Raw genomic sequence first — 16,850 nt, 5'->3', positions numbered from 1 at the left:
TCTGAAAGAACTCATATATAATAGAAAAAGATACTTAACATGGTGAATAATTAAAGAGTCAATATATATAGAGGAGAGAGTAACATGCTTGAAAATACGGGGTTAGTATTAGAAGGCGGCGGTATGCGTGGTGTGTACACGGGCGGGATATTAGAATACTTTATGGAACAAGATTTATATTTTCCATATGTAATCGGTGTATCAGCTGGTGCTTGTCATGCAGCGTCGTATCTTTCCAGACAAAGAAATAGAAATAAAACAGTAAATATTGATTATGCATCACACCCAAAATACTTATCGTATAAAAATTTATGGAGAAAACGCCAGTTATTCGATATGGAGTTCATTTTTCATGAGATTCCAGAAAAGCATGTTCCGTTTGATTTTGAAACATACTTTAATAGCCAAGAGCGTTTCCTTGTAGGAACGACAGATTGTGAAACAGGACAGTCTGTTTATTTTGAAAAAGAAGGAACGAATGATGATGCACTAAATTTATTACAAGCATCTAGTTCATTGCCTTTCATTGCACCTGTAGTAAATTACCGTGGTAAGCAATTATTAGATGGCGGGATTTCGGATCCAATTCCAGTTCGTAAAGCACAGGAAGATGGTTTTAAAAAATCAGTCGTTATTTTAACGAGAAATCATGGTTACGCGAAGAAAAAATCAAAGTTTGGATGGGTTGCAGCGAAAGCTTATAAAAAATATCCGAACCTTGTTAACACGATGCTGAATCGTTATGAAGTGTATAATGAAACGCTTCACTACATTGAAAAAGAAGAGCAAGCGGGTAATTTATTTGTTATTCGCCCAGAAGTGCCGCTTCAAGTAGATCGTATGGAAAAAGATACAGCAAAACTACAAAATTTATACGAGCAAGGCTATGAAGATGCAAAGAGACAGTTTGCAGATTTACAGTCGTTTTTACAAAAATAATGATTAGGCTGCGGAGAAGAATTTCTCTGCAGTCTTTTTATATTGCTACTTATACGTTACTTTTTAAAAATGTATGAATGTTTAAGTGTTTAAAGAGTTTGTAAAACATCGAGGTTTCTTATTGAGGAGAATTTATTTGAAGGATATTATGATGATGTAGCGCTACTAAACTATTAAATTTATGAGGTGCTTGTTAATGAAAGGAAAAGTTTTTTCAATTACGACTTTAGTATTATTAGCAACATCAATCTCAACAAGTGCATTCTATCCAACTCTAAGCGGTCACAAAAGCGGTAACCTACTATCTTACAGAGCTCAAACTACTACGAATCAAAATGCATCTCGTTGTTCAGTAGCAATTTCTTTTATTAAATCAAATGGAAATAATTCATATATTGAAAGCGCTTCAGACAAATTAGGATCCCATGAATCTGGAAGAGCATTAAACGCAACTGTGAGTAATGGTGCATATAACGCCTTTGGTGCAAAAGGACTATACTCGGAGCACTATGCGAATGAGAATAATGACTATCAAGAAGATACACACAAAGGTACTTTTGATAGTAATGGTAACTTACGATTACAGTGGTAAAAAATATTAAACAGTTGTTTTTATAAATATTTGGATAAGGAGAAGGGGATGTTCATCATCTCCTTCTTATTTAAAAGGAGCACAGACATGTACCTAGCTTTTAAAAATATAAAAAGTAATAAACTGTTTTTCTTAATTCTTCTTATGTCATTTTTTATTTCTTTTCTTTCTATATCAGTAGCCGCGCTTTTAACAGAGTCTAAACGAAATTTTATAGCTGCCTTTCAAATTGGTTTTCCAGAAAAGAATCAAACGTTAACTGTTCCGATAGCGAATGAAACCGAATTGGAAACGATAATTCCCCTCATACAAGATACTTTTGTGAAAAGTGATATTTACGTAGAAAATTTAAAAGCATTGAATAGTTCAGGGGCAACAAAGATCATAGCTGTGAACTTAAAAGATGATTATTATTGGAAGCCATATATTTCTGAAGGACAATATTTTCATCGTGAAAATGTAAACGATATGGTTGTTGGCGATCAAACGAATGTAGAGGAGTTATATGAATTTGATGATACATATAAAAAAATAGGAACTATATCAAGAAAGGACAGTGACGTCGGTGTAGCAGGCATATACGTTCCACTTCAAAACTTACCTACTATATCTAAAAAAGGTATTATCGCGAGTAAACAATTACAATTAACAGTTGTTAATCCTACATCATCTATTCATAACGAAATAAAAAAGTTTATGGGTAGGAGTAAAGAAGTGCTTTCGGGAGATGTTCAAATACTGAATGAACGAAATCTTCAGGAACTAGATGTGACACATGTAGATCCAGCAAATAAGTATTACTATAAATTCATTCTTGTTGCAATTGTTTCTGGCATTTCTGCGGTTTTATTTTGGATTTATAAAAAAGAAAAAGAGATTTCATTAAAAAAAGCAGTAGGTGCTTCTAATATATCTATTTATTGCGAACTATATATTCAAATTTTGTTTATTTCTCTAGTAGCGATGTTCTTAGTTTTTATTACGTTAGAAATGTTTTCGGGAACAATTCATACTTATTTTCAGACATACTTAGTAAAACCGTTAACACTATATGTATTGATATGCAATGTTGTTTTTATAATTCTTCTTACAATTTGTGTTACTGTAATTCCAATCAAGCACATTATAAATATATATCCCGGAAAACATTTAAGAACGTAGGAGGTCTTCATGTTTTTTATATTTGATTCTATACGGTCTGTGAAAAAACGGTTGTTACCAAGTTTGATTATAGTAATTTCTTTAATTATTGCATTTTCTTCAGCAATAGAATTTGTTAGTAATCTTTCCGGATATCGAAAAATGATGACGATAGCAAATAATTTATCGACTCATAAAAATTTCTATGAACTTTATGCGACGCAAGATATAACATTGTTTAGCGAAGAAAAAGCGAAAAATGATTATCAACATTTCATGCAAGGGTTATCTAATACGATACCAATAACAAATAAAACAAATTATTTGTTCCGTAACTATTCACTTAGTTTAAAAGAAGAAAATGGAACGATAAAGACTCTTATTGTTGATAAAGATATTAATAAGTACTTTCATATACGAATTTCACAAGGAAGATATTTTGAGGAATTGGAATTTCATAAATCAGTATTTGATATTAGACCTGTTATATTAGGGGCTAATTATATAGGTAAGGTATCTATTGGTGATGTTATACCATCTGGAAAAATGAAGCTAAAAGTAATTGGCTTTTTAGAAAAAAATTCACCATTCACATATCCTCGAAGCGGTGAAATATCGGATAATCGTATTACATTATTAGATGACATGGCGATTTTACCAATTGGAACAGAAGAAATAGAGTTCTATAGTGCAGAACTTTTATACAATGGGTTAATTATAGAAACAAATGAGAAGATAAATATAAATGAATTTCAAAAGAAAGTATTAAAGGTAACAGAAGGTAAGGGTTATTCGTATTATGTTACAAATCCGAATAAATTGTTAGAAAATGAAAAACAAGGTATTGATAATATGTCATACCCCTTATTATTAAGCGGTACAGTCTTATTTTTTTCATTTCTATCTATCGTATTAACATCAATGGCAGCACTTTATATGGAGTGTAAAAATATTTCTATTAAATCAGCGTTAGGTGCAAGCACTTTTCAAATATGTCTTCCATTTATTATTGAGTATATGTTGCTATTCGTTTTATCGATATGTTTAGGAATAATGTATTTTCAATGGGAGAATAGCGGAGTAATTGAAATTCAGAAAGGGCTAGAAAATAGTATAGTATCTTTCTTTGGAACGTTAAAAGTCTCTATAGAATCATTGGTTGTTATAGGTGCTTTATCAATTATAATGATCTTCATTATATATGCAATCATTTATTTCACTGTATTAAAAATAAAAAAATATATATGAAAGAGGTGTTATAGATGATTAGGCTTGAAAATGTAGCGAAGTGCTTTGGACATAGTAATTTTAGTGCTTTAAAAGATATTAATCTTACAATAGAACAAGGCGAAATGATAGCTATTATGGGCCCCTCTGGTTCAGGGAAATCTACTCTTCTTAACATTATTGGCTTAATTGATAGCCCCTCTACTGGAAAGTATTTTTTAGATGGAGTGGATACAAGTACATTAAAGGCAAACTATCATAAGTATAGAAATACGGAAGTGGGATTTGTGTTTCAGAACTTTTCGCTATTAGATGATTATACAGTTGTTGAAAATGTAATGCTTCCGCTTGTATATAGAAGAATTTCTCATAAGAAACGTATGCAAATTTCAAAAGAAATGCTGAAAATGGTAGGGATTGAGAGGCATATTAACAAATATCCTTACGAGTTATCAGGTGGAGAACAGCAAAGAACAGCAATAGCAAGGGCTTTAGCACAAGATACTAAAATTATCCTCGCTGATGAACCAACGGGTGCTCTTGATCAAGAAAACGGAAAGAAAATTATGAGCATCTTAAAAGAGATTCATAAACAAGGGAAAACGGTGCTAGTTGTAACACACGATCAAAAGGTAGCTGCATGCTGCCAGAGGACAATACGTTTGCTTGATGGATGTATGGTATAATATGGATAAAAGTATGTGAAGAGGTGATACATATGGAAAATGTATATAAAGGTCTTAGACATACTGGATTTACTATGTTGCTTATTTTTGGTGGTGTATTTTTACTGCGCTGGTTCATTCATGATGAAATGCTACTAGATCAGCTTATTGGGTTGAGTGTAGGGATGGTAATGGTTATTTCGTCAGTGTTCATTCAAAAGTACAGTAAAGAATTACAAGTAAATGAGAAGTGTTAAAAGTAACAAAAGAAAAAATCCCTCTTTATGAGGGATTTTAATGTGGTAAGAAAATTAATTGATAAGCAAACAAAATTCCAAATACATACACAAGTGGGTGAACAGCACGGAATTTACCTTTTGCTACTTTCATAAGTGGGTATGAAATAAATCCAAGTGCGATACCTGTTGCGATACTTGATGTAAGTGGCATGCTTAATATTACTAAGAATGCTGGGAATGCTTCATCAAATGCGTCCCAATCGATGTGGCGAACTGAACCCATCATAAGACTACCAACGATAATTAATGATGGGGCAGTAATAGCTGATACACCAGAAACGGCACTTACTAATGGTCCAAAGAATGCTGCTAGTGCGAATAGAACAGCTACTGTAACAGTTGTTAAACCAGTACGACCACCAGCTGCAACGCCAGCAGAAGATTCAATGTAAGCTGTTGATGGTGTTGTTCCGAACATAGAACCGATTGTTGCCGAGAATGAGTCAGATAGAAGAGCTCGTCCTGCTTTTGGAAGCTTTCCGTCTTTCATAAATCCACCTTGTTGTGCAACGCCAAGTAATGTACCTGTTGTATCAAATAATGTAACAAGGAAGAATGAGAATACAACGCCGTATAATCCGTAGTTAATTACGTCAGATACAGCAGTAATTGGATTTGAAACGATAATTCCTTCTGGTAATCCAGGCATTGATGTAACACCATTTGAGAATGTTAATTGTCCTGTGAAGAAAGCGATAATACCAGTTAATAGCATGCCGATAAATAGTGCGCCATTTACATTTAAAGACATAAGGATAATAGTAATTCCAAGTCCAGCTAATGCTAGTAGAACTGGAGCAGAGTGAAGATCACCAAGTCCAACTAAGTTTGCATCATTTTTTGTAACGATACCTGTTAAACGTAAACCGATAAAGGCGATAAATAGCCCGATACCAGCAGTAATTGCATGTTTTAAGTTTTCAGGAATTGCTTCCATTAATTTTGTACGGAAAGATGTAAATGATAGCAAAATTAAAATCATACCTGCTACGAATACAGCAGAGAATGCAATTGCGAAAGTCATGCCTTCATGTGCTTTTACAACAGAGTAAGAGAAGTAAGCATTTAATCCCATACCTGGCGCGATTGCGATTGGTAAGTTTGTAAAGATTGCCATAAATAATGTTCCGACAACAGCAGCAATAATTGTTGCTGTAAATGCTTGTTCAAATGGAACACCTGCATCCCCAAGGATGACAGGGTTTACGACAATGATATATGCCATTGTTAAGAAGGTAATAATACCTGCCATAATTTCAGTTTTAATAGAAGTTTTATGTTTTGAAAGGTTAAACATATAAACATCCTTTCTGTTTACGAATAATTTTCACAACAGTTATATATAATATTCGTTTTTTAACTATTTTGCAATAGTTTTGCATAAAAAGTTTACAACAATTCATATTTTGTGTCTTAAATTCGAATATTAATCGTAATATGATGTGCGAATTCCAGTTTTTATTATGCACATTATAAGAAAAAGGAGTTGAAAGAAGCTATGCCACAGCAAAAAAACTTTGTAACAATGCCGGCGCAACATCAAAATAAACAGCCTGGCATTGAATCATTAATGAATCCTCTACCGCAGTTTGAAGATCCCAATTATAAAGGAAGCGAAAAGTTAAAAGGAAAGAATGTATTAATTACAGGTGGAGATAGCGGAATTGGACGAGCTGTTTCCATCGCTTTTGCGAAAGAGGGAGCAAATATTGCGATTGCGTATTTAGATGAGGAGGGGGATGCTAATGAGACGAAGCAATATGTTGAGAAAGAAGGTGTAAAGTGTGTATTGTTGCCGGGTGATTTAAGTGATGAACAGCATTGTAAAGATGTTGTTCAAGAGACCGTCCAGCAGTTAGGTAGTTTACAGGTTTTGGTAAATAATGTCGCGCAGCAATATCCGCAGCAAGGCTTAGAGTATATTACAGCAGAACAGCTAGAGAAGACTTTTCGTATTAATATTTTTTCTTATTTTCACGTTGCGAAAGCCGCACTTTCTCATTTAAAGCAAGGTGATGTCATTATAAATACAGCGTCTATCGTTGCATACGAAGGAAATGAAACTTTAATTGATTATTCCGCAACGAAAGGGGCAATCGTAGCTTTTACAAGATCACTTTCCCAATCGTTAGTGCAAAAAGGGATTCGTGTAAATGGTGTTGCGCCAGGACCAATTTGGACACCACTTATTCCATCAAGCTTTGATGAGAAAAAAGTATCACAGTTTGGGAGCAATGTTCCGATGCAAAGACCTGGTCAACCATATGAATTAGCGCCAGCATATGTATATTTAGCGTCTAGTGATTCATCCTATGTTAGCGGACAAATGATACATGTAAATGGGGGAGTTATTGTAAATGGATAGTTTTCATTTATAAGAGCAAAGTAATGTTAATTCCACTTATTATAGTGAGCACTAGGGGGGATATAGCTGAAAAAGTCATGTTTCGTCATACTATTATTTTTCATCCTACCGGTTAGTGCTTTTGCTAATACAGATCATTTAATATTAGTAAATCTTACGACAAACCAGTTGTCTTTTTTTGAAAATGGAAATTACACAAAAACATTTCCAGTAACGACTGGAAGAGAGCGTACACCTACGCCTGAAGGTAACTTTTGTATTATAACTAAATTTAAAAATAAAGAATACCATCGAAAAAAAATACCTGGGGGTGCACCGAATAACCCTCTCGGTACGAGGTGGCTGGGACTAGATAAGAATGAATATGCGATTCACGGGACAAATCGGGAATGGACGATTGGAAGTAGGGAATCAAATGGTTGTATTCGCATGCATGACAGGGATATACAATGGTTATATGACCGAGTACAATTACAAACAAAAGTAATCATTTCTCGTTTTCATACGAGTCCCGAATATGAAGCGAATAAGCTTGGTTATCGCGTTGTGAGCTGGAATGGTCGAAAAATAGAAGAAGAACAAATTGGAGTACTTACGCTAGTAGACCGCGCGGATATATATTGGCAAGAACCAAATGGACAGTTAACGAAAGTGAAAACGGTATTGCCAAATGAAAGATATCCAGTGTACTCAAAACGAAAAGATGGAATATATTATATAGGAAACAATTCGTATATTATAGATGAAACAGGAGAGAAAATTCGTTACGAGCAAATTCCTTCTTCGATTTTAAGTAATATATATAAACGGAAATACAATGTTCCGTAATGGCTACCGTATTATAGACGGTAGCTTATTTATACTTGGAGTTTAACTGCAACTATTGTATTTTGCTGAATATAATACAGTACAGATAGGGGGCGGTTATATTATGAAAAGTGAATTTGCGTTTAAAGTTTTCTTAGTAACGACCTGTTTATTTATCGTGTATTTATATGCGTTTCTCGTCTTTTCTTTTTATGTTCCATATGTTGATTTAATATTGTTCTTCGGATTTATTTGGGCGTTTGTGAAAGCAAGGGAAGGAGAGAAGAGTATATATCGGCGCATTACCCTATGCGGGACGGCCGTTCTCGTTATTTTGTACTTTTTTATTATGCATGATTTTTGGAGAGGAATGTAAAAAAAGCATACGATTAATCGTATGCTTTTATATCTGTTAATGATGGAAGAGAGGCAATTGCACCGTAATTTGTACATGTGATAGCGCCTACTTTATTTGCAAAGGAGATAAACGCTGTTAAGTCTTTGAAATGATACGAAAGTGTATGTTCACTTTGGGCAATCTGATATAACATTGCTCCAACGAAAGCATCACCAGCACCAGTTGTATCGACTTGTTGAATGGAAATAGAAGAGACAATGGTTTGACCTTCATTTGTCGCAAGAAGGGTACCGTCTTTTCCAAGTGTAATAGCTACTACTTTTGCGCCATAATTTAATAATTTGAGTGCAGCTTGTTGTAAATCACTTTCTTTAGAGAGCATAGTAGCTTCCTCTTGACTTACTTTTACGAAGTGTGCATGTTTTATAAAGGTTAGACAATCTTGAGAGAATTGTTCTGTATTTGTAATGAGTGCACTTCGATAATTTGGATCAAAAGAAATAAAATGGCCGTTATCTTTCGCATATTGTAACAACTGGAAATACGTTTCTTTTAATGGGCTTGATAGTAAAGCTGTCGCTGAACCGAAATGTATTAAATCATTTGTGTGTATTTTTGATAAATCAATGCTATTGAATTGATATTCACCATCTGCACCACGCATAAAAGTAAAATCACGTTCGCCATCTTGATCGATGGATACGAATGCAAGTGTTGTTTGTTTATCTTTTATGAGCATGGATGTATCGACTTGCGCACGCTCTAAAGTTTGTTCAAGAAACTCACCAAATGGGTCGTTTCCTACTTGCCCCATAAATGTAGCGTGTCCACCTAATTTTGTAATCGCAGCAGCAACGTTAGCGGGTGCTCCACCAGCTTTTTTTTCGAAATCTGAACCGTTTACTAAAGAAACGTTAGTATTTCGGCACACAAAATCAATTAATAGTTCACCTATACAAAAGACATTTCTCATACAATCCCTCTTTTCAGCTTATATTGTGTGATGGTAAAGTTTAGTTTTGCATCTGAAAAGATTGCGATATGATGTTTCATGTCTTTTCGAGGAAAAACTCGGGACGTAAAGACTGTTGAACCATCGTATAAGAAAATTTCCACGATGCTTTTATCTACAAATATTTGTAGTTCTATCGTATCTTGAATATCGATTTTTTTACAGCGTTCAAATCCATATTCTCCGCCAAATTGATGGTAGAAGTTGCCCCTGTCTATAGAAATAGTACCTTGTTCCCGATTAAATGTAATGGGGAAACATTCCTCCTCATTGTGGAAGAGAGAAAGCCCAAAACGCTTTGCATCTTCTGTTTTAAGTGTAACAATTAATTCATAGGAGCCTTCATCATCAAGCGTTGATAATACATTTAATCCAGCTGTTATATCTCCTGAAATGTCTTTTTTTGTTGTTCGTAGTTTTGTTAATTCTGAAACTGGTTTTTGTTTTATGATGTTATCTTCTAATGTTAATTCACGTGGAAGTGTTAGGCAATGAGCCCACATATAATCATCAGAAGGATATGTGATTTCACTTGATCCTGCCCAAGCAAATAATAGGCGACGACTAGTAGCGTCTTCTAAAGTTTGAGGGGCATAAAAATCGAATCCTTTATCAGCTTCGTAATAGGAATCAATATGGAAATATAAATTTTTAATATCGAAATGACCTATAGCATAAACGACATTGTATACATTGTGAAAGTTTTCTCCGTCTTTTTCAATTCCTTGCGGTGAAAAGAGAAGTACATCTTTCCCTGATAATTGGAAGTAATCGGGGCATTCCCACATAAATCCAAATTCTTTTAAATTTGTTGTAATTTCGCCTTGGAAATGCCAATTGTATAGGTCTTGTGATTTGTATAGTAATAGAGTTCCTGTTGTATTTTCACGTTGGGCACCGAGTAACATATAGTACATATCATTATGTTTCCAGACTTTTGGATCACGTACATGTTTTGTATATCCGTCAGGAATTATATCAATAACAGGATTATTACTATATTTCGTCATCGTATATTGTGAATCCATTGTTGCCATACATTGTTTTGCATCACGGGAATCATCAGGATTTTTTATATTCCCTGTATAAAGTAAATGAAGAAGGCCATCTTTTACGATAGCACTACCAGAATATGCACCGTGTGATTCATAGCTTTCAGTAGGGATGATGGCTACAGGCATACGCTCCCAGTTAATAAGGTCTTTTGACTTCACATGTCCCCAATGCTTCATTCCATGAATGGGACCAAATGGATACCATTGATAAAAAACGTGATATTCATCATTGTAGTATGATACACCGTTAGGATCATTCATTAATCCAAATGGTGGATGGATATGATAAATTGGTTTCCATGAATCTTGGTTTGCAATTTCATATAAAGAATGTAATTCGTCTTTATTAGATTGCAGTATTGTTTTATATTTTGACATAGGTTTTCACCCCGTTATTATTTACTTTCTTTATATAAAATGAATGTGGCAACAAAAGCAGTGATAACTGCAATAGCGAAGCCAATTATATAGTGAATCATGTTCATCATGCCAAGAGGTGCAACAATTGTAAGCATCGGAATACCTGTTAAACCGTATGCGTTAGCTGCTACTTGCATCCAAACAACGTAAGCGCCTCCAATTGCGCCGCCAATAGCTGCTGCAATAAATGGTTTACCTAGTTTTAAATTGACACCAAAAATAGCTGGTTCTGTAATTCCTAAAAATGCTGAAGCTGCTGCCGGAATTGCAATTTCTTTCGTTTTTTTGTTTTTTGTTTTGAAATAGACAGCTAAAGTAGCGCCGCCCTGTGCAACGTTCGCCATTGACCAAATAGGGAGTAAGAAATTGACACCGATATCTTTATTTGCGAGTAAGCCTGCTTCAATAGCATGGAAGCTATGATGTAAGCCAGTAAGAACAATTGTTGAATATAGACCACCGAATATAAGACCAGCTACTGGTCCTGCAAATTGATAAATTGTATTTAAAAGGTACGTAATACCGTCACCGATTTTATATCCAATTGGTCCAATAATAATAAGTGATAAAAAGCCAGTTATAATAATTGTTAAGAATGGTGTAACTAATAAATCTAAAGAGTTCGGAACACGTTTTCGAAGTTCTTTTTCAATTGTACTCATAACGTATACGCATAATAAAATAGGTAAAACAGTACCTTGATAGCCAATCATATCAATATCCATGCCAAGGAAATGTAAAACAGTTGGTTTTGCATTTGAAAGAGTCCAAGGATTTGTTAAGCTTGGGTGAGTTAATATACCACCAACAACTGCCCCTAAGAAAATATTTCCACCAAATTCTTTAGCGGCACTTACTCCAATTAAAATAGGTAAAATAATGAAAGCTGCACTTGAGAACATATCAAGTAATTGGATAAGTGAGTGATCTCCAGGAACTAATTTAAACGCTTTCAACATTCCGAGTAGACCCATAAGTAAACCGCTTGCGACGATAGCTGGAATAATTGGAACGAAAATATTGGATAGTGTCTTTGCTAGGCGGGCGATAGGATTCATTTTTTTCTTAGGTATATCGTTTGATGTTGTAGAATCTAGTTCGGCTATTCCAATTAGTTTTGAGAATTCATCATATACTTTGTTTACTATGCCAGTTCCAAAAATAATTTGATATTGTTCGGTCGTTGCGAAAGCACCTTTTACTCCATCGATGTTTTCGATTTCTGCAGCGTTTATTTTCGTATCATCCTTTAATATAAGACGAAGGCGAGTCGCGCAATGTGTGGCACGAACAATGTTTTCCTTTCCACCAATGTTCTGTAATACTTGATTTGCAATTTGTTTCATATCCATAAAAATTCCCCCTTACTATAAATTTCTCTTGTGGAACCGGTTCCGCAATAAGTTAAAATAAAAAACAGGGAAATGATGTTGAAAATCCTGTTTTTAAAATGTGGAACCGGTTTTAATTTTATTATAGAGCGCCTTTATATTTTGTCAACGCTTTCTTGGATTTTTAATGTATAACGAGAGTGTAATATTTTTGGTATAGTTTTGTTTTCAACAAGCTGTGAAAGAGAAGTGGCAGCAAGCTTTCCAGCATACTCATAGTCAAACGCAATTGTCGTTAAGCTAGGGTGTACCATTTCTGAAATATCATATCCACCGAATCCTGTTACAGAAATATCACCTGGTACAGAAAGGGAGTGGGAGTGAATCACTTTCATTGCGCCAAGAGCGATGTTATCTGTAGCACATACGATAAGAGTTGGGCGATTATTATCTAAAATATGTTGTACTTGTTTCATGGCATCTTCTATGCGGAAAGTTGTTTCGTAATATGAAACGTTGCAAGCCGGTTCTAAATTTTCAATTGCTTTTTGAAAACCATTTTTTCGATTTATTCCAACAGAAATATCATCTTTTTCTATCCCTAAATAGGCAATATGTCGATGACCTTGTGATAACACGTATGCCCCTAACTCATAAGCTGCATCATAATCATCGTGAACGAGGCAATATTGATCTTTATATTCTTGCCCGACGAATAAAATAGGGATGTTTGAATTAGCCATAATTTTTTGATGTTCATTCGTTAATGTTTTTGTTAATAAAATAATGCCAGCTACTCTTTGTTTTATAAAGTTTTCCATAGCTTGTATTTCAGTTTCGGTTGTTTGATTTGCATTTGCTACAAGCATTTGATAGTTATTTTCCTGTAATGTTTTATCAATCCCGATAAGTGTTTTCATTGTAGCGAAGGAGTCTAATCGGGGGATGATGACACCAATTAAATTTGTTGTTTTTGCTTTTAAACTTTGAGCAAATGTATTGGGAGAGAAATTTGTTTCCTGAATAATACCTTCGATTTTAAGTTTTGTTTTATCACTTACATATCCGCCGTTTAAGTAACGAGAGACTGTGCTTTTTGCAACTCCAGCCAATTTGGCGATATCTGCAATTGTTTTAGCCATAGTATTTCACCTTCGTATTCATAAAAATGTTAACTTTATTATAGGGAGAATTAGAGATGACGTAAACAAGAAGAGGGAAAGAAAAAACCACCTCACGTATATGAGGTGGAATAATTGTTAATATCTAGGCTTAAATGTATGACAACAAGTCTCTACACTCGTTGCTACAGAACTTTCTAGCGTCTCGTTTGTTAAAACAGCAGCTGTATATGAATCATTTTCAGTTTGACCAGTTTCATCTGCATCAGGCTGAACGACGATTGCACTTGCTTGACAAAAGTTACCTTGTCCCCAAAAAGAACAGTTGGAAACAGAACATCTTACTTCTGGCATAAAACCCCCTCCTTATACATTAGTGTGGGATTTTACGCCCATTTCATGTGTAGAAGGAGTTTCCTTTTCTCGTTAATTTTTCGTTTGCTCAAGCCATTCTTTTAATTTGTCTTTTGGCTGTTCACCGCTAATACGGCTTACTTCTTTGCCATCTTTAAAATGAATGATTGTTGGTGTACCTTGAATTTTATATTCATCCCAAGGAGCATCTAATTTTTCAATATCCATAACTTTCATATCAACGTTCAAGTCTTTAGCCATCGGCACTACGACAGGAGATAATTTTTGGCAATGAACGCAAGATGTTTGATAAAAGTATACTGTTTCTTCTTTTTTCTCTTTTAAGTTCTTTTGAAGATCTGAAAGAGAGATTTTATTTGTGTAGTAGTCAGAACCGTTTGTCTTACTTTCAGTAGGATTATCAATTTTTTGGCTAGTAGCATTTTTTTCTTCCATTTGTGTTACTGCAAAAATTGCCACGAACAAGGCGATAATAATACCACCAAATATAAGCATTTTTTTCATTCTTTCATCTCCTTATTTGTTTTTAATGACAATAAAGCTACAAACAGCGATTGTAATAAAGCCGATAAGTGCTAAAAACGGGATTGTCACAAAGCCGAACCAGTTTATGTATTCTCCCGTACATGGTACACGTCCACAAGCTGCCCCAGCTGCTGAAAATGCTGCGACTTTTTGAATTGCATAGTGATATAAAGAAATACAAGCGCCAATAGTTGCGATTGGTAAAGAATAACTTGCGATGCGATAGTCTTTCTTTGCTACAGCAATACCAAGCCATAAAACGAATGGATACATAAAAATGCGTTGATACCAACAAAGGACACAAGGCTCAAATTTCATGATTTCGGAAAAGTACAGACTTCCTAGTGTAGCGACAAAAGAAGCTCCCCATGCGGTAAGTAAAGCATATTCTTGCTTTTTTTCTCGTCCCATATTTTATACCTCTCTTATAATAGTTACATACTAAATTATAGTATGAAGTGGTATAGAAAAGAAAGAAAAAATATGTTTATCAATAAAAGTTTTATAAGAGGAAACTTTTATTGGTATTAATATTTTAAAAAAGCGCCATTCTCCTAAAGAGAATAGCGCTATATTTTACATTTGAATTTGCTCTACTTCTTCTACATGCGACTTTTGGGATGCATGGTCAATATATTGAAATAGGAGCTGCAGTTGTTTATCAACTTCTGGTAGTTCTTTGCTGTATTGATAAGCGTGTAAAAAATGCTCAATACGCTTAGAAAATAATTGATCGTTCGTTTGAACCATGAGAACGAGTAACTTATCCCAATTACAGCAATACGTGTAATAGAGAGCTTTATCATAGTCGTTATATGTTTGCACTGTGTACCCTCCTTACCGAGAGTTATATATAGTGTGTGATAAGTAAGGAGAAATACACTTGAAAGAATTTGTTAAGAAAAAAAGAGAATGAAAAGAAAAAACGAGGAATTCCCTCGTTTTTTAAGCTTTTGGCATTGGCGTAGGTGTTGGTTTGCCATAGCCTTCTTTGTATTTATTATCGATATAGTTACGAATTTCAAGCGTTGATTTTCCTTTTTGTTTCATGGAAGCAGATTCAACTGCGATTTCTAGGCAATTGACGCAAGTCGTTGCGTGGGAATCCCAAACAACTTCACCATTCTTTTTAATTTCACGAATAAAGCAGTTTTTATTATTTTTATGTCCTACACTTTCACCGCAACCACAATAGCATGGAATCCAATCTAATAGCTCTGCATTTTGCCCAGCGACGCTGTAAATATCTTTCATTTGTGGATCAAGCTTATCTAGGAAGGTCGGAAGTGTGTCGACTCCTTTTGTTTTCTCTTGAATGTCAGCTTGTTGAGTGTGGGATGCATGGTCATGTTCTTCTTTTTTTGATTCAGAAGATTTTTTGTCATTTGTACCAGTACTTCCGCATCCAGCAAGAATTAAGCTTAGTACTGCAAGTAAAGAAAATACATACTTTTTCATTCGCTTGTCCCCTTTACAAATGTATTAATCAAATTGTATCAGAGATTATGGAGTGTCGGGTGAAGATTTTTTCGACTGATTTTTGAAACGCCATCTTAGCGAATGAAATAGAAATAAAATTGGGATATAAGCGTATACAATATATAAACCCGCTTGAGATAGTACGGTATTTAATGTATTGATACTTTCACGGTTTGTGAAAAGCAGAGAAGCTGAAAATATGATGAAAATAAAAAACGGTAATGTAAATTTAAATGAAATATGAAAGGAACGCTTCATCGTTTGACATGATGACCAAATGGTTAAGCAAAGGTTTGGTAAAATAATTAAAAACCAAACGAAAATAATAATATATTCAAAACGCTGAATAAAAGGAACTTTAATTATTTTTAACATTGTTAAAGTAGGCCAAATAGTACGGTTTAATTGACCCTCACTATAATACATAAAGGATACGATAGCTAAAACTACATAAATTAAGGTGCTAAAAGCAATTCCAGCATGGGCCCATCGTTTTAAAGATTTTCCTTTTTCAATAAAGGGATAAAAGATAAGAATTGTTTCAAACCCCAGAAATTCCAATGCAGAGTGTTTTGCAGATATAAGCATGTCAAAAGGTGAATGTGTAAAAATAGGTAAAATATTACGGAAATGAGCATATTTCATTGGATAGATTAAAAAGAATACAACGAAAATAGGAAGAACAATACCCCAAAAACATATCCCTGTCACAGAACGGAAGCCACCTTTTATAATGTAGTAAGTGACTAACAAAAACATAAGCGTAAGTTTCCATAACTTAATGGTAGGGAAAATCCAAACTTGTATCACTTCCATATATGTACGAAGAACAGTAAGGCAAAATAATAAGCAATAAAGAGTGAAAATTACAGAAAATATAGAGCCAAACCACTTTCCAAAGGTTGTTGTATGGATACTAATTAAATCTCCGTCTTTTTCAAGCATTTTTAACATACAAAACAGCACAATATGAGTTGCAATTCCCGCAATAATAAGAGAAATCCAGGCATCATAACCAGCGTTTTTTAAAATTACACGTTGATATCCGAGAATTCCTATACCAATCTGGAGAGAATGCAATAAAATAAATGCAAAATATGGAGAGACTGTCTTTGTTTTATTTATTGTATTCATTGCTTA

Annotated in this window: 19 protein-coding genes and 1 pseudogene; 9 read left to right on the top strand and 11 right to left on the bottom strand. The window is 34.3% G+C overall.

What is annotated here, in order from left to right:
• Window positions 1-84: 84 nt before the first annotated feature.
• From N2V92_RS03665 to N2V92_RS03640, 6 genes and pseudogenes are all read left to right on the top strand, one after another.
• Complete coding sequence (locus N2V92_RS03665; RefSeq protein ID WP_016078102.1) at window positions 85-939, top strand: patatin-like phospholipase family protein; 855 nt, start codon at window positions 85-87, stop codon at window positions 937-939.
• 196 nt (window positions 940-1,135) lie between these two features.
• Window positions 1,136-1,531 (top strand): hypothetical protein, encoded by a 396-nt coding sequence (locus tag N2V92_RS03660; protein WP_000676983.1) that lies wholly within the window; start codon window positions 1,136-1,138, stop codon window positions 1,529-1,531.
• Between the two features lie 87 nt (window positions 1,532-1,618).
• Window positions 1,619-2,692: an ABC transporter permease gene (locus N2V92_RS03655; protein WP_000280233.1), complete on the top strand. Its 1,074-nt coding sequence runs from the start codon at window positions 1,619-1,621 to the stop codon at window positions 2,690-2,692.
• A gap of 9 nt (window positions 2,693-2,701) precedes the next feature.
• Window positions 2,702-3,933, top strand: a pseudogene (locus tag N2V92_RS03650) (ABC transporter permease).
• Entirely contained in the window at window positions 3,934-4,584 is a 651-nt protein-coding gene (locus tag N2V92_RS03645) for an ABC transporter ATP-binding protein (RefSeq protein ID WP_000620150.1), read from the top strand. It abuts the pseudogene before it with no gap.
• Window positions 4,585-4,616: 32 nt separating this feature from the next.
• Window positions 4,617-4,820, top strand: a complete 204-nt coding sequence (locus N2V92_RS03640; protein ID WP_000432821.1) for a hypothetical protein — start codon at window positions 4,617-4,619, stop codon at window positions 4,818-4,820.
• A 37-nt stretch (window positions 4,821-4,857) separates the two neighbouring features.
• Here the strand turns inward: N2V92_RS03640 and N2V92_RS03635 are convergent, their stop codons facing one another.
• Window positions 4,858-6,159 (bottom strand): NCS2 family permease, encoded by a 1,302-nt coding sequence (locus N2V92_RS03635; protein WP_000482710.1) that lies wholly within the window; start codon window positions 6,157-6,159, stop codon window positions 4,858-4,860.
• A gap of 201 nt (window positions 6,160-6,360) precedes the next feature.
• Between N2V92_RS03635 and N2V92_RS03630 the strand changes: the two genes are divergently transcribed.
• The 3 genes from N2V92_RS03630 (at window position 6,361) to N2V92_RS03620 (ending at window position 8,410) form a co-directional block, all read left to right on the top strand.
• The gene (locus N2V92_RS03630) at window positions 6,361-7,227 is read left to right on the top strand and encodes an SDR family oxidoreductase (RefSeq protein WP_001136284.1); all 867 of its coding nucleotides are present in this window, start codon (window positions 6,361-6,363) and stop codon (window positions 7,225-7,227) included.
• Window positions 7,228-7,293: 66 nt separating this feature from the next.
• The gene (locus N2V92_RS03625; protein WP_033669406.1) at window positions 7,294-8,055 is read left to right on the top strand and encodes a L,D-transpeptidase; all 762 of its coding nucleotides are present in this window, start codon (window positions 7,294-7,296) and stop codon (window positions 8,053-8,055) included.
• Window positions 8,056-8,158: 103 nt separating this feature from the next.
• Window positions 8,159-8,410 carry a hypothetical protein gene (locus tag N2V92_RS03620; protein WP_000834195.1) on the top strand — a complete coding sequence of 84 codons (252 nt, stop codon included), beginning with the start codon at window positions 8,159-8,161 and terminating at the stop codon, window positions 8,408-8,410.
• A gap of 13 nt (window positions 8,411-8,423) precedes the next feature.
• On the opposite strand, the gene N2V92_RS03615 is transcribed toward N2V92_RS03620, so the two are convergent.
• The 10 genes from N2V92_RS03615 to N2V92_RS03570 form a co-directional block, all read right to left on the bottom strand.
• Window positions 8,424-9,365 carry a carbohydrate kinase family protein gene (locus N2V92_RS03615; RefSeq protein ID WP_016078098.1) on the bottom strand — a complete coding sequence of 314 codons (942 nt, stop codon included), beginning with the start codon at window positions 9,363-9,365 and terminating at the stop codon, window positions 8,424-8,426.
• Window positions 9,362-10,837, bottom strand: a complete 1,476-nt coding sequence (gene scrB / locus N2V92_RS03610) for a beta-fructofuranosidase (protein WP_000049745.1) — start codon at window positions 10,835-10,837, stop codon at window positions 9,362-9,364. The genes N2V92_RS03615 and scrB overlap by 4 nt, the downstream gene beginning before the upstream one ends.
• Before the next feature lie 17 nt (window positions 10,838-10,854).
• A complete protein-coding gene (locus N2V92_RS03605; protein ID WP_000367316.1) occupies window positions 10,855-12,231 on the bottom strand; it encodes a sucrose-specific PTS transporter subunit IIBC in 1,377 nt (458 codons plus the stop codon).
• Window positions 12,232-12,365: 134 nt separating this feature from the next.
• Entirely contained in the window at window positions 12,366-13,352 is a 987-nt protein-coding gene (locus N2V92_RS03600) for a LacI family DNA-binding transcriptional regulator (protein ID WP_001140399.1), read from the bottom strand.
• A gap of 117 nt (window positions 13,353-13,469) precedes the next feature.
• A complete protein-coding gene (locus N2V92_RS03595; RefSeq protein WP_016078097.1) occupies window positions 13,470-13,685 on the bottom strand; it encodes a DUF1540 domain-containing protein in 216 nt (71 codons plus the stop codon).
• 72 nt (window positions 13,686-13,757) lie between these two features.
• On the bottom strand, window positions 13,758-14,210 hold the full coding sequence (locus tag N2V92_RS03590; RefSeq protein ID WP_000738452.1) for a thioredoxin family protein: 453 nt from the start codon (window positions 14,208-14,210) through the stop codon (window positions 13,758-13,760).
• 12 nt (window positions 14,211-14,222) lie between these two features.
• Entirely contained in the window at window positions 14,223-14,642 is a 420-nt protein-coding gene (locus N2V92_RS03585; protein ID WP_000532272.1) for a disulfide formation protein C, read from the bottom strand.
• A 165-nt stretch (window positions 14,643-14,807) separates the two neighbouring features.
• Window positions 14,808-15,056 carry a YhdB family protein gene (locus tag N2V92_RS03580; protein WP_001195459.1) on the bottom strand — a complete coding sequence of 83 codons (249 nt, stop codon included), beginning with the start codon at window positions 15,054-15,056 and terminating at the stop codon, window positions 14,808-14,810.
• A 120-nt stretch (window positions 15,057-15,176) separates the two neighbouring features.
• Complete coding sequence (locus N2V92_RS03575; RefSeq protein ID WP_000761022.1) at window positions 15,177-15,689, bottom strand: PCYCGC domain-containing protein; 513 nt, start codon at window positions 15,687-15,689, stop codon at window positions 15,177-15,179.
• Between the two features lie 45 nt (window positions 15,690-15,734).
• Window positions 15,735-16,844, bottom strand: a complete 1,110-nt coding sequence (locus tag N2V92_RS03570; protein ID WP_001092365.1) for a GerAB/ArcD/ProY family transporter — start codon at window positions 16,842-16,844, stop codon at window positions 15,735-15,737.
• Window positions 16,845-16,850 lie beyond the last annotated feature (6 nt).

It is taken from the genome of Bacillus sp. CH_48 (assembly GCF_038008465.1).
GTDB classification, from domain to species: Bacteria; Bacillota; Bacilli; order Bacillales; family Bacillaceae_G; genus Bacillus_A; species Bacillus_A thuringiensis_S.
The sequence above is the reverse complement of the archived record's forward strand: the minus strand, read 5'-3'. Positions and strand labels throughout refer to the sequence as shown.